The organism is Rhizobium sp. RHZ01 (assembly GCF_014851595.1).
Taxonomy (GTDB): Bacteria; Pseudomonadota; Alphaproteobacteria; order Rhizobiales; family Rhizobiaceae; genus Rhizobium; species Rhizobium altiplani.
Genome location: NZ_JACUZZ010000051.1, coordinates 1 through 18,783, shown reverse-complemented (window position 1 = coordinate 18,783; position 18,783 = coordinate 1). Strand labels below are relative to the sequence as shown.

Annotated in this window: 21 protein-coding genes and 3 pseudogenes; 19 read left to right on the top strand and 5 right to left on the bottom strand. The window is 59.7% G+C overall.

Annotated features, from left to right (window positions below; translation table 11 throughout):
- Positions 1-28 precede the first annotated feature (28 nt).
- Positions 29-295 (bottom strand): type II toxin-antitoxin system prevent-host-death family antitoxin, encoded by a 267-nt coding sequence (locus tag IB248_RS29925; RefSeq protein WP_192242151.1) that lies wholly within the window; start codon positions 293-295, stop codon positions 29-31.
- A 126-nt stretch (positions 296-421) separates the two neighbouring features.
- On the opposite strand from IB248_RS29925, the pseudogene IB248_RS29920 reads away from it, so the two are divergent.
- Positions 422-730, top strand: a pseudogene (locus IB248_RS29920) (type II toxin-antitoxin system HipA family toxin); the annotation flags it as partial.
- A gap of 46 nt (positions 731-776) precedes the next feature.
- Here the strand turns inward: IB248_RS29920 and IB248_RS29915 are convergent.
- Complete coding sequence (locus IB248_RS29915; protein WP_192242150.1) at positions 777-1,769, bottom strand: LacI family DNA-binding transcriptional regulator; 993 nt, start codon at positions 1,767-1,769, stop codon at positions 777-779.
- A 207-nt stretch (positions 1,770-1,976) separates the two neighbouring features.
- Here IB248_RS29915 and IB248_RS29910 point away from each other — a divergent pair, with 207 nt between their 5' ends.
- The 10 genes from IB248_RS29910 to IB248_RS29865 all read left to right on the top strand — a co-directional run bounded on the left by IB248_RS29910 (position 1,977) and on the right by IB248_RS29865 (position 12,658).
- Positions 1,977-2,765: a 6-phosphogluconolactonase gene (locus tag IB248_RS29910; protein ID WP_192242149.1), complete on the top strand. Its 789-nt coding sequence runs from the start codon at positions 1,977-1,979 to the stop codon at positions 2,763-2,765.
- Positions 2,758-3,537, top strand: a complete 780-nt coding sequence (locus IB248_RS29905; RefSeq protein ID WP_192242148.1) for a sugar isomerase domain-containing protein — start codon at positions 2,758-2,760, stop codon at positions 3,535-3,537. Before IB248_RS29910 ends, IB248_RS29905 begins: the two co-directional genes overlap by 8 nt.
- Positions 3,537-4,679 (top strand): amidohydrolase family protein, encoded by a 1,143-nt coding sequence (locus tag IB248_RS29900; protein ID WP_192242147.1) that lies wholly within the window; start codon positions 3,537-3,539, stop codon positions 4,677-4,679. The genes IB248_RS29905 and IB248_RS29900 overlap by 1 nt, the downstream gene beginning before the upstream one ends.
- Positions 4,676-5,926, top strand: coding sequence for an alkaline ceramidase (locus IB248_RS29895; protein ID WP_192242146.1), 1,251 nt, complete (start codon positions 4,676-4,678; stop codon positions 5,924-5,926). Before IB248_RS29900 ends, IB248_RS29895 begins: the two co-directional genes overlap by 4 nt.
- A 103-nt stretch (positions 5,927-6,029) precedes the next feature.
- Positions 6,030-7,340 (top strand): extracellular solute-binding protein, encoded by a 1,311-nt coding sequence (locus IB248_RS29890; RefSeq protein WP_192242145.1) that lies wholly within the window; start codon positions 6,030-6,032, stop codon positions 7,338-7,340.
- 118 nt (positions 7,341-7,458) lie between these two features.
- Positions 7,459-8,346: a sugar ABC transporter permease gene (locus IB248_RS29885; RefSeq protein WP_018859979.1), complete on the top strand. Its 888-nt coding sequence runs from the start codon at positions 7,459-7,461 to the stop codon at positions 8,344-8,346.
- Positions 8,343-9,239, top strand: coding sequence for a carbohydrate ABC transporter permease (locus tag IB248_RS29880; RefSeq protein ID WP_246779326.1), 897 nt, complete (start codon positions 8,343-8,345; stop codon positions 9,237-9,239). The genes IB248_RS29885 and IB248_RS29880 overlap by 4 nt, the downstream gene beginning before the upstream one ends.
- A 5-nt stretch (positions 9,240-9,244) precedes the next feature.
- Positions 9,245-10,468, top strand: coding sequence for an AGE family epimerase/isomerase (locus IB248_RS29875; protein WP_192242144.1), 1,224 nt, complete (start codon positions 9,245-9,247; stop codon positions 10,466-10,468).
- A gap of 4 nt (positions 10,469-10,472) precedes the next feature.
- Positions 10,473-11,537 (top strand): sn-glycerol-3-phosphate ABC transporter ATP-binding protein UgpC, encoded by a 1,065-nt coding sequence (ugpC, locus tag IB248_RS29870; RefSeq protein WP_192242143.1) that lies wholly within the window; start codon positions 10,473-10,475, stop codon positions 11,535-11,537.
- An 86-nt stretch (positions 11,538-11,623) separates the two neighbouring features.
- Entirely contained in the window at positions 11,624-12,658 is a 1,035-nt protein-coding gene (locus tag IB248_RS29865; protein WP_192242142.1) for a Gfo/Idh/MocA family oxidoreductase, read from the top strand.
- 122 nt (positions 12,659-12,780) lie between these two features.
- Here the strand turns inward: IB248_RS29865 and IB248_RS32075 are convergent, their stop codons facing one another.
- The gene (locus IB248_RS32075) at positions 12,781-13,026 is read right to left on the bottom strand and encodes a hypothetical protein (protein ID WP_113162279.1); all 246 of its coding nucleotides are present in this window, start codon (positions 13,024-13,026) and stop codon (positions 12,781-12,783) included.
- 265 nt (positions 13,027-13,291) lie between these two features.
- Here IB248_RS32075 and IB248_RS29860 point away from each other — a divergent pair, with 265 nt between their 5' ends.
- The 5 genes and pseudogenes from IB248_RS29860 to IB248_RS32070 all read left to right on the top strand — a co-directional run.
- Entirely contained in the window at positions 13,292-14,314 is a 1,023-nt protein-coding gene (locus tag IB248_RS29860; protein WP_192242141.1) for a PHB depolymerase family esterase, read from the top strand.
- 231 nt (positions 14,315-14,545) lie between these two features.
- Complete coding sequence (locus IB248_RS29855; protein WP_192242140.1) at positions 14,546-14,899, top strand: hypothetical protein; 354 nt, start codon at positions 14,546-14,548, stop codon at positions 14,897-14,899.
- 127 nt (positions 14,900-15,026) lie between these two features.
- A complete protein-coding gene (locus IB248_RS29850) occupies positions 15,027-15,200 on the top strand; it encodes a hypothetical protein (protein WP_246779325.1) in 174 nt (57 codons plus the stop codon).
- Positions 15,201-15,706: 506 nt separating this feature from the next.
- On the top strand, positions 15,707-16,018 hold the full coding sequence (locus IB248_RS29845) for a helix-turn-helix transcriptional regulator (protein WP_192242139.1): 312 nt from the start codon (positions 15,707-15,709) through the stop codon (positions 16,016-16,018).
- Positions 15,999-16,181: pseudogene (locus IB248_RS32070) on the top strand (type II toxin-antitoxin system HipA family toxin); the annotation flags it as partial. The gene IB248_RS29845 and the pseudogene IB248_RS32070, both read left to right, overlap by 20 nt.
- Positions 16,182-16,185: 4 nt before the next feature.
- Here the strand turns inward: IB248_RS32070 and IB248_RS29840 are convergent.
- Positions 16,186-16,320: pseudogene (locus IB248_RS29840) on the bottom strand (LacI family DNA-binding transcriptional regulator); the annotation flags it as partial.
- Positions 16,321-16,335: 15 nt separating this feature from the next.
- Between IB248_RS29840 and IB248_RS29835 the strand changes: the two are divergent.
- The gene (locus IB248_RS29835; protein WP_246779324.1) at positions 16,336-16,848 is read left to right on the top strand and encodes a Gfo/Idh/MocA family oxidoreductase; all 513 of its coding nucleotides are present in this window, start codon (positions 16,336-16,338) and stop codon (positions 16,846-16,848) included.
- 435 nt (positions 16,849-17,283) lie between these two features.
- Here IB248_RS29835 and IB248_RS29830 read toward each other — a convergent pair whose 3' ends face one another.
- Positions 17,284-17,565 (bottom strand): hypothetical protein, encoded by a 282-nt coding sequence (locus tag IB248_RS29830; protein ID WP_192242138.1) that lies wholly within the window; start codon positions 17,563-17,565, stop codon positions 17,284-17,286.
- Positions 17,566-17,980: 415 nt separating this feature from the next.
- Here IB248_RS29830 and IB248_RS29825 point away from each other — a divergent pair, with 415 nt between their 5' ends.
- A complete protein-coding gene (locus IB248_RS29825; protein WP_192242137.1) occupies positions 17,981-18,307 on the top strand; it encodes a hypothetical protein in 327 nt (108 codons plus the stop codon).
- 77 nt (positions 18,308-18,384) lie between these two features.
- Positions 18,385-18,588: a hypothetical protein gene (locus IB248_RS29820; RefSeq protein ID WP_192242136.1), complete on the top strand. Its 204-nt coding sequence runs from the start codon at positions 18,385-18,387 to the stop codon at positions 18,586-18,588.
- Positions 18,589-18,783 lie beyond the last annotated feature (195 nt).

Below are 18,783 nucleotides of genomic sequence, written 5' to 3'. Positions count from 1 at the left end.
GCTGCGGTCTGGATGTCGTCATAAACACTCATCGCCCGACCTCGTCGTCCTCAGCATATTGTTCGACCACGCGTTCCATGTCGGCGAACAAGGCGTCGGACATGGTGTCGATCGACCCGATCGCTCGAGCATCGGCGCCCTTCATGAGCCGCTCGTAGTCGTTTATGTTCAAGATAACGAGACGCGGTTTGCTGCGCTGAGTGATCGTCACGGGATGACGAAGCGCTTCGGCGATGATATCGCCGGACTTCCGCGAAAGATCGCTCGTCGTATAGGATCCCTTTCGGCTGGCCATCTCTTTAATCTTTCGAGATCGTTCCCCGGACTATGTCAAAGTGATGCTGTGAAATCCAGCAATTACAGCAATGCTGTATTTGCCGGACGCGAGGCTCCGCTGTTTTGGCGGAGTCTCGTGATCCTGATAAGTCCTGTTCGGGCGAGACCAGATAAGCTCTCGACCATTCCTTACATCCCGGCAGATGCCATGGCGCTGTCGCTGGCTGGCGAACGCTCCTTCAAGGCAATGAGCGTGCAACGATGGAAGGCCTTCGCTAACCGTGCGCGATTGCCGGAGGCTGCCGTTTTCAAGGCGGTGACCGAAACCGTTGAGCGGGTGAACCAAACCTGGTGGTCGCTGCCGGAGCGCGAGGTCGTTCCGATAAAGGTGCTCGAGCGGATCGACGCGCACGTCAAGATGATGGCGCCGATATTTGGCACGCACGCGCACTAGCAAAATTCTGAGGCATCTGGGTCAAGGCCTGGTCTTGCGGCAGGGATCAGGCGACAGCAGTGGTTGTGCTGCGCAAGACGAGATGGGTCTCAAGAACGCAGCGCACGTCACGTATGGCATGGGACTGCAGCATGTCGAGAAGCAGCGAAACGGCGACGCGGCCCGCCTCGACTGACCGGTTCGAAACCGAGGTGAGGGCCGGAAAGGTGACGGCGCCAAGGACGTCATCGCAACCGATGAGGCTGAAATCGGCCGGCACGGAGACATGGTTTTCGGACAGTCCGGCCAGAACGCCCTGCGCCGTCACGTCGTCAAAGGCGACAGCGGCTGTCGCGCCAGTCGAAAGGACAGCCTGGACCACATTGCGCCCGGACTCGTAGCTCGGCAGGGCTGCCGCCACGATGTCGACCTCGATGCCGGCCGATGTTGCCGCACTGCGGATGGCCGCGCGTCGCTGCTTGTTCGACCAGGAATTTGCAGGCCCGCTGACATAGGCGATCCTGCGATGGCCGAGCTTCGCCAGATGCTCGACAGCCTGGCGCACACCTGAGCTGCTGTCGATGAGGACACGGGGAATGCCCGCGATATCGCGATTGATCAGCACGAGCGGCAACTTTTCGGCATGGGCGCGGATGCGGTCTTCCGAAAGTCGCGAGGACGCCAGCACCAGACCCTCGACCTGGCCGGCGAAACGCCCGACGAGCTTGTCTTCCTGCTTCGGGCTTTCGCCGGTATTGCCGAGGAAGATGCAGAAATCAGAGCGGTCCGCTTCGAGCTGGGCTGCCTGAATGAGGGGCGGGAAGAAGGGATTGGCGATATCGGGGACGATGAGGCCGACATTTCCGTGCCGCCCCGTGCTGAGCGCACGGGCCGTGTGATTGGGAACATAACCGAGTGCCTCGGCGGCTTTCATGATCCGTTCGACGGTTTCCGGCAACAGCATCCCGGGTCTCGTAAAGGCGCGCGACACACTGGAACGCGCCACGCCGGCCGCATCCGCGACCTGACTGATGGTAACGCCCTTGGCACGCTTTATCATGGTGACCGGAAACCCTTGCCCTCAGGCTCCGCTTACCACGAAGTTCGGAGCCGCATCAATCAACAGCCCCACACTGCCACTCAATCGCTTGACATGCAACCGGTTGCATGGAATTCTGCGCCCAACGAGAACAAAGGGAACTTGACTGGACGCCGCCGTCATTGCGGCCTGCGATGCCTGTTCCCATGTCCTGACGTGGAGACCAATTTGAACCCTGCCACCGCTCACCGTCCGTCGCCGCAAGCAAGCCGGGTCATCGACCGGCTGACGGTCGAAAGCTTCGCCACCCGGGCCGAGATGGGGGCTGCTGCTGCTGCAGACATTGCCGGCGCACTCATTGGATGCTTGTCACGGCAGTCGAGCGTGCGCATGGTGTTTGCGGCCGCCCCCAGTCAGGCCGACATGCTCTCGGCGCTCGTCACTCAGCCAGGCATCGAGTGGCGGCGGGTGACGGCTTTTCATATGGACGAATATGTCGGCCTCGATCCGGCCGCGCCGGCGCGGTTTGCCAATTGGCTCGACGCCCATGTCTTCACGCGGTTGCCGTTTGCCGCTGTCCACCGTATCACACCGGAGCCGGATGCCGAGGCGGAGATCGCGCGCTATTCCTCCCTGTTGAACGAAGCGCCGATCGACTTGATCTGCCTCGGCATCGGTGTGAACGGCCACATCGCCTTCAACGATCCGCCGGTTGCAGATTTCAACGATCCTCTGGACGTGAAGATCGTCGAGCTGGACGAGGTCTGCCGCCAGCAGCAGGTGGACGACGATTGCTTTCCCGACCTTGGATCTGTACCGCACCGGGCCATCACGTTGACCGTGCCGCGCCTGCTGCGGGCAGGTCGTCTGTTCTGCGTCGTGCCGGGCGCGGTCAAGCGCGATGCGGTGTCGAAAACCCTCTATGGCCCGCTCAGCACCAATTGCCCGGCCAGCATCCTGCGCAACCATGAGGCCTGCACCCTCTATATCGACAGGGACTCCGACCCCGATGCCTGAAGCCGACGCCATTGATGCCGATGCGCTTTGCGCCGATTATTTTGTTGCAACGCAGGCGCTGATGCGCCGGGTGCTGGAAGAGGAGAGGGGGGCGCTCAATCAGGCGGCGTCAAAGCTTGCCGATCAGATCGCCGTCGATCGTCTGGTACACATCTACGGGCCGGGTGGTCACTCGAACCTGGCCTCGCAGGAAGTCTTCTTCCGTGCCGGCGGGCTGATGCACATCAGCGCCATCCTCGATGAAGGCACGCTGCTGTCGAACGGCGCGTTGCGCTCCATGGCGATCGAACGCACGCCAGGTTATGGCAAGGTGGTGATCACCAATCAGCGTCTTGGCGAAGGCGATCTGCTGATCCTGGTAAACGCTTACGGGATCAATGCCGCATTGATCGATGCGGCGCTGGAAGCGCGCCGGCGCGGCGTCTTCCTGATCGGCATCAGCTCCTTCCAGCATGCTGCCAACACCTCCCCCAATCATCCGGCCCGCCACCCGACAAAGCAGAATCTGCACGAAATCGTCGACATCGCGATCGACTGCAAGGTGCCGATCGGCGATGCCATTGTCCGCGTGCCGGGCATGGGCGAAAACATTGCGGCGGTCTCCACCTTCGCCAACGCCTTCACGCTGAACTGCCTCGTCATCCGCACGGTTGCGAGGCTCGCCGAGCGCGGCATCGAGCCGCCTGTCTGGCGCAGCGGCAATGCGCCGGGCGGCGACGAGGCAAACGCCCGCTTCATTGAACATTTCCAGGGTCGGGTGAAGGCGCTCTGATGGTCACCGTCGACGGCATCGATCCTCGCAGCCAAAAGGGTATCAGCATCGATATCCTCGACGGGACGATAGCCGCGTTCCGACCGGCAGAAAGGACGGACAAGAGCTATCTCTCTAGCGGCCTGATCGACCTGCAGGTCAACGGCTTTCGGGGCTTCGACCTCAATGCCGGCGCTGTGACGGAAAAGATCATGCTGTCGCTCTGCGAGGAACTGTTGAGCGTCGGCGTCACCACCTGGCTCCCAACACTCGTCACGGCTTCGGAGTCGGCGATACTCCAGGCGCTCGAGGTGATCGCCAAGAGCCGCGCCGGCCACCGGCTGATCGCCGAGATGGTGCCGGGAGTGCACGTCGAAGGCCCATCGATCTCAAGCATGGATGGTCCGCGCGGCGCGCATCCCTTGGCGCATGTCCGGCCACCCTCCATGGCCGAATTTGAGCGCTGGCAGAAGGTGTCCGGCAATCTCGTCGCCATGGTGACACTCGCGCCGGAGCTGGAAGGCAGTATCGACTATATCAAGGCCCTGAGCGCAAAAGGCATTCTCGTCGCACTCGGCCATACGGCTGCGACGCCCGATGAAATCCATGCGGCGGCTGCCGCCGGCGCAAGCCTGTCCACGCATCTTGGCAATGGCGCGGCGGCCGTCTTGCCACGCCATCCGAACGTCATCTGGGCGCAGCTTGCTGACGATCGCTTGACTGCCAGCTTCATCGCCGACGGCTGGCATCTGTCGGCCGATACGTTCAAAGCCATGCTGCGTGCCAAGGGCATGGAGCGGGCATTCCTCGTCTCCGACATGGTGGCGCTCGCCGGCATGCCGGCCGGACTTTACGAGCAATCGATCGGCGGCACTGTCGAGGTCTCGCCGGAAGGTCGGATCGGTGTCGCCGGCACTCCCTATCTTGCCGGCGCCAGCCTGCCGCTTTCGGCAAATGTCGCAATCGCTGCCGAAATGGCCAGCCTGCCTCTGGCGGACGCGCTTTTGCTCGCCACACGCAACCCCGGCCGGTTCGTCGGCGGGCGCGGCGGGCTCGATGTTGGTGCGAGGGCCGATCTCATCCGCTTCGACTGGTCGCAGGGTGATCGCGCGCTCCAGGTCCGCGAGGTCTGGGTTCACGGTGAAAGGGCATTCTGCCGATGATCCGGGCCGGAGCAGCCATTATCGACATCACTCCCACGCCAGGCTTGCCGATGTCCGGCTTTGCGGCCCGGACCCTGCCGGCCGAGGGCGTCCATGATGGATTGACGGTCCGCGCCGTGGTGATTGGCGAAACCGCCATTGTCGTTGCCGACGTCATCGGTATCGATGCAGCGATGAGCGCACGGATCCGCAAGCGGTGTGCGCTCCCAGCCGAAAACATCGTGGTGGCGGCTCTTCACACGCACGGGGGCCCGGTTTCGATGGCGGGGAGGCTGAGTGTCCCCGCCGATCTGGCCTATCTGGAGCGACTGGAAGACGCCTGCGTCGCAGTGATCGACAAGGCGGTCTGCCTGCGAAGGCCAGCGCGGATCACGGTCGGGCAGGGCAGCGACCCGGGGGTCGCCCGCAACAGGCGCCACCCCGGCGGGCCGGTGGACACATGCCTGCCGGTGCTGCGTATCTGCGGCGAGGACGGCGCGATGATCGCGGTTGTTACCGCCTATGCCTGCCATCCGGTCGTGCTGGGCGCCGACAATCGGCATTGGACTGCGGACTATCCGCATTTCGTCCGTCAGGCCCTTGAAGAAGCATATCCGGGGGGCGTCGCACTGTTCATGACCGGCTGCGTCGGTGACGCCAATACCGGTCACTCTGCCCATGCCTCGATCACGCTCTCGGCCAGTCAGGACCGCACGTTCGACACGGCCGGTCAGGTCGGCCGCAGGATCGCCGAGGCTGCGCTTCATGCCGAAGAACAACCGGTGTCCGATCGGGCGAGCGCGCGCAACGGCAGCGTTGTGCTTGGCTTTGAGCGGCGCGAAACGGAAACAGCCGCTGCCCTCGAACAACGCTGGCGGACTGAGGCTCTGACCGCTGAACCAGCCCGCAGAGCGCTGCTCAGCTATTGGGCAGACTGGGCGAAAACCATTGCGCCGGTGGTGCCCGAACCCATTGCCGCGCGCGTTACGGTTCTCGTCTGGGGCGGTGTGCCTGTTGTCGCCTTGCCAGGAGAAATCTTTGCCGAGACGGCACTGTCCATCCGTGCTGCGCTCGGACGCGACAGGCCTGCCTTCGTCATCGGTTTTGCAGATGACAATCCGGGTTACATCCCGCCGGCGAGCGAGTTCCGGTTCGGTGGCTACGAGGTCGATGAGGCGCACCGCTATTACGGGCTGCCGATGAGCTTTGCCCCGGGCGCCGCAGAAGCGCTTGCCGGATGCGCTATCGCGCTTGCGACCGACAATTGAGGAGGAAGCATGGGGGATTCGGGTAAACGTCAAAGGCCACGCAAGCTTGACACGCAACCGGTTGCATGAGAGCTTTTTGTCAATAACAACAAGGGAACAGAATATGAAAAACGCATCAGTCACGGCCAGGATTTCCACACGGCTATTGCTCCTGAGCGCAGCCCTTGCCGGCACGTTGACCGCCGGCATGACGGCGGCTTCTGCCGAAACGCTGACGGTCTGGAGCGGCTATCCGGAAATGGCGCCCTTCTACCAGCACGTCGCCGATGGGATGAAGGCCAGCCATCCGGACCTCGACGTGAAGGTGGAGGCGATTGCGCTGCGCGAGCACGAGAAACGGGTGGCGCTCGGCCTGACCGGCGGTGGCCAGGAAGGCGCCACCGTCATCGAACTCTCGGGCTCAACCGCCACCCGCTACCTTGAAAACGACATCCTGCCGCAGGCGCCGGAAGACATTTCCGCCTTCGTCAAGGATCCCAAGAATTTCGATAGGTTCTTCACCGATATCGCCAGCTACGACGGCAAGGTCTACGGCGTTCCACTCTTTCGCGGGCAGGGCTCGCTTTTCTACAATACCGACATGTTCAAGACCGCCGGCCTGACCACGCCGCCGAAAACCATGGAAGAATACACCGAATATGCCAGGAAGCTGACCCAGCGCGATGGATCGGGCAAGCCGACCGTTTCCGGCTGGAGCTTGCGTCTGTCGGGGGGCGGCCAGGGCATTGCCGAGAAATTCTGGACCAACATGCATCAGTACGGCGGCGCAATTCTTGTTCCTGCTGGCGAGGGCAAGTGGAAGACGGATTTCGCCAATGAGGCGGGTCGCAAGGCGCTCAAGCAATATCTGGAACTTGTCTTCACCGACAAATCGGTAACGCCGGAAATGCCGGCCGATGCCGATGCCTTCGAGCGTGGGCAGACCGCGATGTTCATTCGCGAATCCTGGGTCATCGGCGACATTGCCCAAAAGGCGCCCGACCTGAAATATGCGACGGCGCCGCTTCCTACGGGATCGATCGCGCTGCCGACCAATCTCTATGTCGTCGGCGACGAAGACGCCGCCAAGCTCGGCTGGGAATTCGCCATGGCTGCGAACTCGCCGGAAAACCTCGTCTGGCTGCTGCAGAATGTCGGCTGGCTGCCGAACCGGTCCGGCGTCGATTATGCGTCGGTCACCTCCAAGCAGCCGGCCTTTGCGGCCTTTGTCGACTATCCCGAAGGCTACAAGTTCTTCACGCTGCCATCGATCGGCCCGATCGAGGAAATCCTCACCCGGGTCGCCGCCCAGCTCGTCGTCGCCTTCGCCGATCCGTCGCTCGCAACCGACGATGCCAAGATCGATGCTTTCCTGAAGAAGACGAGCGACGAAGTGGACACTATCCTCGACCGCGAGGGCTTGCTCGCGAAATAGTCGCGGGCAGTTTTCGTCAACATCGCCCGCCCGGGACAACATGGCATTGTTCCGGGCGCTTCAAGGGTCGGGGTTTGCGCCCCCGTGTGCGAAGCCGCTCGTCTACGAGGTCACCTGAATGCTGAAGCGCAAACGATTCCTCTTTGCGATCCTCGCGATCCTGCCGACATTGGCGATCTTTGCCTATGTGCGGCTTTATCCAATCGCCGACACGTTGAGGCTCAGCCTTTTCCAGTGGAACATCTTGTCGAAGAACAAGCCCTTTATCGGGCTTGCCAATTTTCGCGAGTTGACTGGCGATCACCTGTTTCTGGATGCGTTGGTCAACACCACGATCATTGCCTTCGGGGTGCTGATCCTGACCATCCCGATGGCGCTGATCATTGCCGCGCTGATCTTCCACCGCACGCGCTCGCGCATGGCCGGGTTTTACGAAACCGCCGTGTTTATTCCCCATGTCGTGTCGCTGGTCCCGGCCGCAATGGCCTGGAAGTGGATCTTCGATGCCCGCCTCGGGCCGCTCAATGCAATGCTGACCTTCTTCGGCATCCCGGCGCAGAACTGGCTGTTTGATCCGGTCCTCTCGGTCATCTGCATCATCGTGCTGTGCTCCTGGCAAGCACTCGGCTATGCGGTTCTGATCTATCTTGTCGGTTTCAAGAGCTTGCCGGTTTCGCTTTACGAGGCCGCCAAACTCGATGGCGCCTCGGGACCGCAGAGCTTCTGGTACCTGTCGATCCCGATGCTAAAGCCAATCACCCTTTACGTTTCGGTCGTGACGCTGGTCTCGGGCTTCAACGTTTATGCCCAGGCCTTCGTGCTTGCTTCCGATGCGCAAGGCGCGCCCGGGCGCCAGGTGCGGGTGCTTGTCCTCGACATGCTGGAAAACAGTTTCCGCAATTACCGCGTCGGCTATGCCGCTTCCGAGGCCGTCGTGCTGCTCGTTATCGTCCTGGTGTTGACGCTGATCCAGTTCTCCATGCTGAGAGAAAGGGGCAGGGCATGACTGTCGAACTTGCCATGCCCCATGTCGAACCGACTGCCGACGAGTTGGCAGAGGGACGGCGCCTGCGCCGCAAGAAAATGCTGACCAACCTTGCGATCGACGTGTTCCTGTTGACCGTCTCGATCCTGATGTTGCTGCCGCTCGTCTTCCTGGTTGCAAATGCCTTCAAGACGCCGGCGGAAATGCTGGCCTGGCCACCGACCGTCATTCCGCACGACCCGACGACCGCCAATTTCAAGACGGTTCTTGCTGACACGCCGCTTATCCACTGGATCGGCAACAGCATCGCATTCGCGGTGATGTCGACGATTGCGATCGTCGCGACTTCGGCGATTGCCGGCTACGTTTTTGGCAAATTCCGTTTCCGGACGATGAACATCCTCTTCGCGCTGTTCCTGGCAACCGCGATCGTGCCGTTCGAAGTCTACATGATCCCGCTCTATTTCGAGGCCAAGAGCCTCGGTATCCTCAACTCCGTCTGGGGCCTGCTGCTCGGTTACCTGGTGATGAGCTTCGGAATATTTCTCATCCGCCAGAATGTCATCCATTCGATCCCGGACGAGCTTCTGGAGGCCGCGCGCATCGATGGCGCCGGTGAGTTCTGGATCTTCTTCCGCATCGTGCTGCCGCTGCTTCGCGGCGCACTCGGGGCTCTTGCCGTGCTCGCCTTCTTCCAGGCCTGGACCGCCTTCGCCTGGCCGATCATCGTGGCGACGACGAGGTCGAGCTATACGATCGAAGTGGGCCTTGCGCTCTTCCAGACCGGCTTTACCGTCGATCTTGGGCGCCTCAGCGCCGCTTCCGCAATCGTCCTCATCCCATCCATCCTGCTGTTTGTCATCCTGCGAAGGAACTTCGTTCAGGGCGTCGCCAACACCGGTCTCAAGGAGTAACGGCAATGGCCTTCTTCGACGAGGCACGCAAGACCTATGTCGCGGCCAATGCCGGCACGCTTTATTGGGTGCTGCAGCGACCCGTGCTCGGCGGCGGGTTCTTGAATACAAAGCAGAACAGTCTGACGCTGAAAGATTATGGCGGGCAAGACGGCATGCGCGGTCCGGATTACACCTATGGCTGGATCCAGGGACGTGGGTTGGAAGCACTGGTCGGCCACGCCGGGTTCTTCGAGCGGGAACTGCCGCCATTGGCCGAAAAGCTCGATGCTGCCGGTCGGCGTCTTTACGATGTGCTGGCGCCTTTGCAGATGTCGGACGGCCATGCCTATTTCTGCTACGACCGCGCGATGGACGCGATTTATGCGGATGGCACCAACCGCATCCTTGCGCAAGAGAAGCCGGCTCTGATCTATTCCTATTCAGACGCCTTCGTCGCCAAGGGGCTGGTCGCAGCCGCAAGCCGCTACAATTTGCCTGCCGTTGTCGATCATCTCGCCTATTTCGACAGGGTCATCGCTGCAATAGAGAGCGGACATTTCCAGATCGACGAGCGTCGTCCACTGTCACTCGACAGTCTCGCCGACCAGGCCGATGATTTCGGCCCGCGCATGATCCTGCTTGGCGCTGCAGGCATGCTGAAGCGCTTCGGCCATACGGCTCATCTGGCATTTGCCGATCGTTTCATCGCCCATGTCATCGACCGGCACTTCGACCCCGCGACGGGCCTGCTGCGCAATGTGCCAGGGGAAGATCTCTGCAATGTCGGACATGGCATCGAGTTCGCCGGTTTCGCGTTTGACTATCTCGATGACAATGCCGATCCGGCACTGATCGAGATATTGGAGCGCATCGTTATCTCGTCTTTCGACAAGGGTTTTGTCGAGCCTGGTATCGCATTGACCGTCTCGATTGCGAACGGTCAGGCACAGAGTCCCTATTGTCCCTGGTGGTCGCTCCCGGAAACGATCCGGGCAGCTGCGCTTGCCCATGCGCGCACCGGCAGCGCGGGCAGCCTGCGGGTTTGGAATGCAGCCCATGCCGCTTTCTTCGAGCATTACTGGCGCGGTACGCCGCCGATCGCCTACCAGACCATGACCAGGGACGGGCCGGTGGACTTCGTGCCCGCCACACCTGACCTCGACCCCGGTTATCATACCGGTCTTAGCCTGCTTGCGGCCATTCACGCCGCCGATTGCCTGCAACCGACCACTCGAAATTCAGGATAAACCCATGGCTTCCGTTGAAATCCAGAATGTCCGCAAGAGCTATGGCGACTTCGAAACCATCAAGGGTGTTTCCGTCGAAGTGCCAGACGGCGCCTTCGTCGTGCTGGTCGGGCCTTCAGGCTGTGGCAAGTCCACCTTGCTGCGGATGATTGCGGGGCTCGAAGAGATTACCGGTGGCACGATCCGTATCGATGGCCGCGTCATCAACGATGTCGAGCCGAAGAACCGTGACATTGCCATGGTCTTCCAGAATTATGCGCTCTACCCACACATGACGATTGCCGAGAACATGGGCTTTTCGCTGCGGCTCGCCAAGACCTCGAAGGAGAAGATCGCCAGGCGGGTGGCCGATGCCGCGCGCATCCTCGGTCTTGCCGACTATCTCCAGCGTTACCCCAAGCAGCTTTCCGGCGGCCAGCGCCAGCGTGTCGCCATGGGACGTGCGATCGTGCGCAATCCCAAGGTCTTCCTGTTTGACGAGCCGCTTTCCAATCTCGATGCCAAACTGCGCGTCCAGATGCGTGCCGAATTGAAGGATATTCACGCCCGCTTCAAGACCACGACCGTTTACGTCACACATGATCAGATCGAGGCTATGACCATGGCCGACCGCATCGTCGTCATGCGCGACGGTATCGTCGAGCAGGTCGGTACACCCCTCGACCTTTATGACAGGCCGGTCAATACATTCGTTGCGAGCTTCATCGGGTCGCCGTCGATGAATTTCCTGTCGGCAAGGATCGGTGAGGACCGTCAATCGGTCGTGACGGAAAACGGAATCCATCTTCCTGTCGGGTATCAGGCTTCGGTCGCATGCGGCGGCGCCGTCAGTTACGGCATCCGTCCCGAACACCTCACGATCGCGCCGGGCGGGCAAGGCATTCCGATTGTGGTCACCAATATCGAGCCCACCGGCTCGGAGACGTTCGTTCAAGGCACCGTCGATGGCCAGAAGATCTCCGCACAGCTGCGCGAGCGTCTCTCTATCAAGACAGGTGAGGTACTCAATCTGACGCTTGCGTCGGCAAACAGTCATCTTTTCGACGCAGCGTCAGGCATGCGGCTATAGGAGATCGAGATGTCCATGCCGCCCATGTCTCTTCGGGCATGACAGAAGACCTCGGCTGGGAACGAAGGCGAAGGAGGAGCGAGGCAATGGCGAAGACAAGGGTCGCGATGATTGGGCTCGGTATGGCGGCGGGTCATCATGCCCGCGCCCTGCTGGATCTCTCCGACCGTATCGAATGCGTGGCCGCCTACAGCCGGACGTCCGGCCGGAGAAAGGCCTTTGCCGAACAATTTCCGACCATCCCGACGAGCGATAGCCTCGATGCGATCTTCGCGGATCCGTCCATTAAGGCGATCCTGATCCTGACGCCCCCGAGCAGTCACCTGGAACTCGTCCGTCGCGCTGCAGCGGCCGGAAAACATGTTCTGCTCGAAAAACCATTGGACATTTCCCTCGAACGCTCCGAAGCGACCGTAAGGGCGGCAAGAGACGCCGGCGTACTCCTCGGGGTGGTACTGCAAAACCGCTTTCTCGACGCGGCGCTCAAACTCGATGAAATCGTCAAGTCCGGGCGCCTGGGCGATCTTGTGGAGGCATCGGCTGCAATCCGCAACTGGCGACCGCAAGGCTATTACGACGCCGAAGGCCGCGGAACGATGTCGCGCGATGGCGGTGGTGTGCTGCTCACCCAGGGTATTCACACGATCGACCTGCTCCTGAACTATGCGGGCACGCCTGCAGCAATTTCCGCATTCGTCCGCACAACCCCTATTCACAGGATGGAAACGGAGGACCTCGTGACGGCCGCCTTCTCTTTTGAAGGCGGCGCGATTGGATCGCTCAATGCCACAACTTGCGCCTATCCCGGACTACCGGAGCGCATCGAATTGATCGGTACGAAAGGTACGGCAGTCCTGACGGGTAACAGATTGGATGCCGCCTTTATTGATGGCAGCAGGGAAATGGCGGGTGGCGAAACGATCGGAAGCGGGGCGGGGGCAAATCCGATGGCATTCGGCCATGAGATGCACCGCGCACTGATCGGAAATTTCATCGATGCGATCGAAAATGGCGGAAAGCTTCGCGTCAAAGGCGATGATGCGTTGAACGCTCACCGGTTCATAGACGCGGTCCTGGTGGCTGGCACTCGACCACTTCCTGACGCGCGGCTTGATCGCTGATGGTGGCGCGGCAGAATGGTCGCTGCCGGCGGCGCCGGCTACCGCAGGATTTTCGCCATCCAGTTACGCGCTCACCACAGCGCGTTACGCGCTGTGGTTCTCCGACAGGCCGTGAGCGAGCTTTAATGGGACTGAGGTCCACCTATTGGATCAGGTGATCTATTCATATTCACTGACGACGGCCACGGGCCAACGTAGGTCTCGATCAACACCGTGGCGATGCCTTCGACCGACCGATGGCCCTGGTCGAAAAGCTTCACTGCTGCGTGGTTAAGAAGCCTGGATGCCTCTTTGTCCGGATCTACGTCGTAGTACCGATACCACTGCCTGACGGCTCTCGAGAGAATTAGAAAATCGGTGTCCTGCATTGCCGCCTCCTTCGAACAGGGAACAAATAGTGCCACGTTGCAGATCTTCAATCCTGAGACTCGATCACGAAATGGACGCAAACATCGGCCTCGACATTGCAGACCGTCGAAAGCCACGACCGGATCGAACGCATAGGTGAGTTGTCCGTTTCGGTCTTCTGAAAGTGCTTTTGATCCCATAGGCTGGCTTCACTTGTCTGTCGGCGGTGGTGCCAATTCACGCCGCGGGGGGAGCGCCGATGACGCCGACGGAGGGCGTTTTCAGATGACATTCAAACTGCCGAGGTCATTTTCCAGGCTGCTGAAATCGCAGAAAATGTATCGAAAACTGCTTGCAAAGGCGCTTCGCACACCAACCCTAACTGTATCCAGAAAATGGCGCAGCCCGGTCGCAGTGAAGCCGAAACTCAGCGAAGTGACCGGGTTCGGCAGCAATCCAGGACGGTTGACGATGAAGCTCTTCGTACCCGGCAAATTACCGGCAAAGCCGCCATTGGTCGTGGTCCTGCATGGCTGCAGGCAGACGCCCGAAAGCTTGGATACGGGAGCCGGCTTCTCCAAGTTCGCTGCACTGCGGGGTTTTGTTCTCCTTTATCCTCAGCAGAACGAGACGAACAATCCCCAGCGATGCTTTAATTGGTTTCGGCCGAGTGCGGTGGCGCGGGACCGTGGCGAGTTGATGTCGGTCCGCCAGATGATCGAGTACACATGCCGCCACCATCGAGTCGATCGGTCCAGGGTCTACATTACGGGCCTATCTGCTGGCGGAGCCATGACTTCGGCGCTCGTCGCCACCTATCCCGATCTTTTCGCTGGTGCTGCCATTTTCGCCGGGATGCCGTTCGGCGCGGCAAGGGATGCAATATCGGCTATGCGCGGCATGAGGTCCGGTATCAAGCGAGAGCCTCAGCAGTGGGGTGACCTGGTGCGCAGCGTTTCGCCAAACACGAAAGAATGGCCACCGATCTCCGTATGGCATGGAACGGCTGACAGTGTCGTGAATCCGCTCAATGGACGCGCCTTGGTCTCGCAATGGCTCGAAGCGACGGACATGAACAAAGCGGCCGGGCAAACGAAACAGATGTCATGGGGCACTCTCGAGGAATGGAAACGGGGCGACCGTCTGCAGCTGTCATTCTATTCCGTTCACGGGCTGGGGCATGGGTTGCCGCGAAGGTTCTCAAATCAGAAGGAGAGGGTAGCTGATGCTTACGTCCTGCCGTCGGAACTGTCTGCGCCATTGGAACTCATGCGAGCATGGGGGTTGCGATCCTGGCGTGCCGTATGATCCGACGCGTTGTTTCGACGACGCGACTTCGCAAGCGCTGCAATAGATCGAAGTGGTCTAACTGAACGTTTTTTGAGGTTCTGGCGATATTTTGAAAGAATTTTTGGCTGACTGAGGATTTTTCGAGCGGGCAGGCTCCGCTGAACGATTTTTTGAGGGGCGCTGAATGTTATTTTAACAGGCAGGTAGTCCGAGACCATTCGGATCGACTTCAGGGACGAGCTGGATTTCATGGCCACCTATGACACTGCCTATAAGGCGGTGAGGGAAGTAATCGACATGCCTGATCGACGGGCTTCGATGTTCGTCAAGTTCTACATGCAGAACAAGGGCTCGATCTCGAAGCGAAAGCGAGCCTTGTTCGACGAGCTTTCGGACGAGGACATCAAGGATCTGGAAGCCGCGATACGCTATGCACTGAATCCCGACGCGCCTGACGACAATGACGAGGAGCCGGAGGTGCTTTTGCCGAAGAGCGGCGGAAAGGTCCTTGACGCCTTTTGCTTCTTGACGAGTTCGGCGCGCACCCAGCTGCCCGCCCGGCCACAGGTACATTCGACTTCGATGATCGGATCGCGCACCTGACGGAGGGTCGACGCAAGGCCGAGCGGCTTCTTGGATTTTGTCATCGCCGGACACGCTCGGCCCAAGCCAGCATCGACAACAACTTTTGCATTGCCTTGACGGCGTCGTTGTGGCGGGGGCAAATCCAATGGCATTCGGCCATGAGATGTACCGCGCACTTATCGGAAATTTCAACGATGCGATCGAAAATGGCGGAAAGCTTCGCGTCAAGGGCGATGATGCGTTGAACGCTCACCGGTTCATAGACGCGGTCCTGGTGGCAGGCACTTTGCCTCTTCCAGCCGCGCGCCTTGATCGCTGATGGGTGCGCGGCGAGAATGGTCTCGCCTTTCCTGCTTCGCGATGCCAGATATATGATAACGGATGGCGGCTGCGGTCTGATGTCGTCGTATACACTCATTTCCCGACCTCATCGTCATCCGTCGCAACTTTGCTCGGAGGTCTTCACAAAGGCAGCGGATCCACACGTTCAGGCGGTAAATTCCAACGCGATCGGCGCCTCGGCGAACGGCAAACAGAGCGACCGGTACGACCGTCCCTGGGACTGGTTAGGCTATGCTGTCAGCCGCGCGCAGCAAAGAAACAGAGGTGTAAACAATCGATCCAAAACGCGGGACGCTTGTGTTCCAGTGTTGTGGGCGAGGTCTTTGAATCTTGGCGCTTCGATCGATGGTTAGCTATGCCTATGGTCTGTAAACAGATCTAAGTGCGTACAATGATCTGAATAGTTATCAAAACTCTTGAACGCGGAATGAAAATGATATTTATAGGTATCATCTTGTGGCGAATGATAGGTTTAGGTATCATATGACGCCGGAGTCTGAAGCGCTTCTGGAAATCGGTCGGCTTTTGAAGACGACGCGAAAAGGATTGAGGCTTACTCAAGAGCAGGTCGCCGATATGGCAGGTATATCGCGTCCACGCTACCGCGAGATCGAAGCCGGAAGCAGCGCTGCCCGCACGACGACTCTCATCAACATTGCGCGCGCGCTTGGTCTCGAACTGATGCTCATTCCGCAGGCAATGGTTCCGGCGGTCGATGCACTGACTCGGCCACATGATGACGGCGACGATTTGCCTGCCTTCGTCGCCAGGCCGGATGGTGCTGGCGATGCCTGAGGCGTATCTCGATCCAAGATCAATCTCATCGGCTGATGTGCTGCTGAACGATCTCAAGGTCGGCACGATTGTCAGGACGCCTGGTGACTTCAACGCGTTCAGTTTTAAGGAAAGCTATCGCGCGACGGGCAGTTTTCCTGTGCTAAGCCCGTCTTTCCGCGCTGTCAGGCCTTCATGATCCGTTCGACGGTTTCCGGCAGCAGCATCCCGGGTCTCGCAAAGGCGCGCGACACACTGGAACGCGCCACGCCGGCCGCATCGGCGACCTGACTGATGGTAACGCCCTTGGCACGCTTTATCATGGTGACCGGAAAGCCTTGCCCTCAGGCTCCGCTTACCACGAAGCTTGGAGCCGCATCGGGCGCCTGGGCGATCTGCTGGAGGCATCGGCTGCAATCCGCAACTGGCGACCGCAAAGCTATTACGACGCCGAAGGCCGCGGAACGATGTCGCGCGACGGCGGTGGTGTGCTGCTCACCCAAGGTATTCACACGATCGACCTGCTCCTGAACTATGCGGGTACGCCTGCAGCAATTTCCGCATTCGTCCGCACGACCCCTATTCACAGGATGGAAAAGGAGGACCTCGTGACGGCCGCCTTCTCTTTTGAAGGCGGTGCGATCGGATCGCCCAATGCCACAACTTGCGCCTATCCGGGACTGCCGGAGCGCATCGAATTGATCGGTACGAAAGGTACAGCAGTCCTGACGGGCAACAGATTGGATGCCGCCTTTATTGATGGCAGCAGGGAAGTGGTGGGTGGCGAAACGATCGGAAGCGGGGCGGGGCAAATCCGATGGCATTCGGCCATGAGATGCACCGCGCACTGATCGGAAATTTCATCGATGCGATCGAAAATGGCGGAAAGCTTCGCGTCAAAGGCGATGATGCGTTGAACGCTCACCGGTTCATAGACGCTGTCCTGTTGGCTGGCACTGTAGTGAAGCAAGGGCCCGACCTTCACAGGTGGCCGGACCCTCCTAGTGCCGCCTCGGGGGCATATGAGCGCGGCCGGGGGGAAGTAGTCGATTCGGACGTTTCCGGTCAATCACGAAACCATAGCATTGAAATGCTCATTTGAAGGGCCATCGGCGAGCGCTCGCTCGTTTCCCAAATCGGTGGGATCATCCAAAAGAGGTAGGAACGAAAGCGCGCCCTATCCGTTTTGGGGTCGGGCTTTGCTTAATCTCTCCCAGCGAAGCCTCAATGTTCCATTGCCCCGCAACCGCGACTGCCGGGGGTTCAAAACAAACTCCCCGCTTCCTTCAGCGGGGTTTTTTCGTTGTCAAGATTTCGGGTGTTTTGTTGATCTTCCCGGTGATCTCCACGCGCAGACCGCATTGGTCCGCATCGACGCTATAGACCCTATCGCAGCCCCAGACGGTGCCTATCGCGGTCTTCAGGCCGTCGAGCTGGCAATCCCCGATCTTCTCCCGGATGTCATCCGTCGCGTAGGCTTTATGTCGCCTGCAATAGGCGCACGTCGCCTCCAGCCGATAGCCCTTGTAATCGGAAAGGTAGGATTGGTGTTTGGCCGCAGTGAACATCGGAATCATCTCCTCGAAAGGTCTGTGCACCGCACGAGATGAGATAACTTCCGCCCCGAAGTTGGATGAGAAATGATGGCGAAAACACCCGGCGTCAAGATGTCATCCGCCGATGACAGCAGACTGTGGTCAGCGGCGGCCTGAACCGTGGGAAGTACCGGGCAGGGATCCGGCCAACCACAGAACCTCAGTGCCTTTCCGTGGGAGGCTGACATCGCGATTGATCAGTAATGATAGCTTGAAGGGGCGTGAGGCTTAGACGCGATCTGAATGAGGCAACTGGGGTCTGGAACGTCAAGAAAGGAGCCACACTACACCTTTGGGAGATGGTTGACATGGCTTTGATCTGTGGAGAGGGCAATCGTGATGTCGTATAAGTAGACGGCAGATGCGGCTTGCAAGGAGGGAGTGAACGATGAAAGCGATTACGATTTCTGGCCTCATTATGGTAGCCTTCGCATCTGGAGCGTATGCCGCGACCTTAACGGGGGACCAGTTGAAAAGCGAGCTGGTAGGCCACCCAATCCATTGGAAGTCCAAGACGCAATCGGGTATCACAACTTACAAACCAGACGGAACAATTGAAGCGACTGTCGACGGGGACAAGACTGCCTACAAGGGCACATGGAGCATTAAGGGCAACAAGATTTGCGAGAAATTTGACAAGGAAAAATGCGCAACGATCAATTCGCTTGGAGGGAAGAAGTACTCCAAGGGAGGCGGAACGCTCACAGTCGAATAGCCTTGTTTCCGCCACGCCGGCGACATCTGACCGTTGCATCGCCGTGCTACTTCACACCCCGGTGAAGGAGAATGGCCATGCAGGACCTATCTATGTCCGAAGTTTTGAAAGATCCTCTGATCCGGCAAATGCTGCGCGCCGACAAGGTGAGCCTCGGTGCATTCGCCATGTTGCTTGAGAAGGCTGCTCAGGAACGTGGACGCAGATTTGCGGCTGTCGATCGGGAAGCGTTTAGGAGTGCGGCTGCTTCAACCGCTCAACGGTACCCGTCAGCGGAGTGAATTCGATACAATTTCCCCGCCTGCCCTGGCGTCGGTTAGGGCACGCCTGAGGCTCGCTGTAGTGGCGAGCCTTATACATTGCGAGGCCGGTGCATCGGTTATGATGCACCGGCCTCGTTTGCCATTGAGGTGATTGCAACACCGCAGTGACGATGCGCAGAGCGGTTGGTCCTAGCGGGCCTGAACTTTCGTTCG

Excerpts from the sequence above, each read along its gene's own strand:
- IB248_RS29890 (WP_192242145.1), top strand. The coding sequence starts at position 6,030 with ATGAAAAACGCATCAGTCACGGCCAGGATTTCCACACGGCTATTGCTC.
- IB248_RS29825 (WP_192242137.1), top strand. The coding sequence starts at position 17,981 with ATGAAAGCGATTACGATTTCTGGCCTCATTATGGTAGCCTTCGCATCT.
- IB248_RS29850 (WP_246779325.1), top strand. The coding sequence starts at position 15,027 with ATGGCATTCGGCCATGAGATGTACCGCGCACTTATCGGAAATTTCAAC.
- IB248_RS29855 (WP_192242140.1), top strand. The coding sequence starts at position 14,546 with ATGGCCACCTATGACACTGCCTATAAGGCGGTGAGGGAAGTAATCGAC.
- IB248_RS29900 (WP_192242147.1), top strand. The coding sequence starts at position 3,537 with ATGGTCACCGTCGACGGCATCGATCCTCGCAGCCAAAAGGGTATCAGC.
- IB248_RS29830 (WP_192242138.1), bottom strand. The coding sequence starts at position 17,565 with ATGTTCACTGCGGCCAAACACCAATCCTACCTTTCCGATTACAAGGGC.
- ugpC (WP_192242143.1), top strand. The coding sequence starts at position 10,473 with ATGGCTTCCGTTGAAATCCAGAATGTCCGCAAGAGCTATGGCGACTTC.
- IB248_RS29905 (WP_192242148.1), top strand. The coding sequence starts at position 2,758 with ATGCCTGAAGCCGACGCCATTGATGCCGATGCGCTTTGCGCCGATTAT.
- IB248_RS32075 (WP_113162279.1), bottom strand. The coding sequence starts at position 13,026 with ATGCAGGACACCGATTTTCTAATTCTCTCGAGAGCCGTCAGGCAGTGG.
- IB248_RS29895 (WP_192242146.1), top strand. The coding sequence starts at position 4,676 with ATGATCCGGGCCGGAGCAGCCATTATCGACATCACTCCCACGCCAGGC.
- IB248_RS29860 (WP_192242141.1), top strand. The coding sequence starts at position 13,292 with ATGACATTCAAACTGCCGAGGTCATTTTCCAGGCTGCTGAAATCGCAG.
- IB248_RS29925 (WP_192242151.1), bottom strand. The coding sequence starts at position 295 with ATGGCCAGCCGAAAGGGATCCTATACGACGAGCGATCTTTCGCGGAAG.
- IB248_RS29875 (WP_192242144.1), top strand. The coding sequence starts at position 9,245 with ATGGCCTTCTTCGACGAGGCACGCAAGACCTATGTCGCGGCCAATGCC.
- IB248_RS29880 (WP_246779326.1), top strand. The coding sequence starts at position 8,343 with ATGACTGTCGAACTTGCCATGCCCCATGTCGAACCGACTGCCGACGAG.
- IB248_RS29845 (WP_192242139.1), top strand. The coding sequence starts at position 15,707 with ATGACGCCGGAGTCTGAAGCGCTTCTGGAAATCGGTCGGCTTTTGAAG.
- IB248_RS29820 (WP_192242136.1), top strand. The coding sequence starts at position 18,385 with ATGCAGGACCTATCTATGTCCGAAGTTTTGAAAGATCCTCTGATCCGG.
- IB248_RS29865 (WP_192242142.1), top strand. The coding sequence starts at position 11,624 with ATGGCGAAGACAAGGGTCGCGATGATTGGGCTCGGTATGGCGGCGGGT.
- IB248_RS29885 (WP_018859979.1), top strand. The coding sequence starts at position 7,459 with ATGCTGAAGCGCAAACGATTCCTCTTTGCGATCCTCGCGATCCTGCCG.
- IB248_RS29915 (WP_192242150.1), bottom strand. The coding sequence starts at position 1,769 with ATGATAAAGCGTGCCAAGGGCGTTACCATCAGTCAGGTCGCGGATGCG.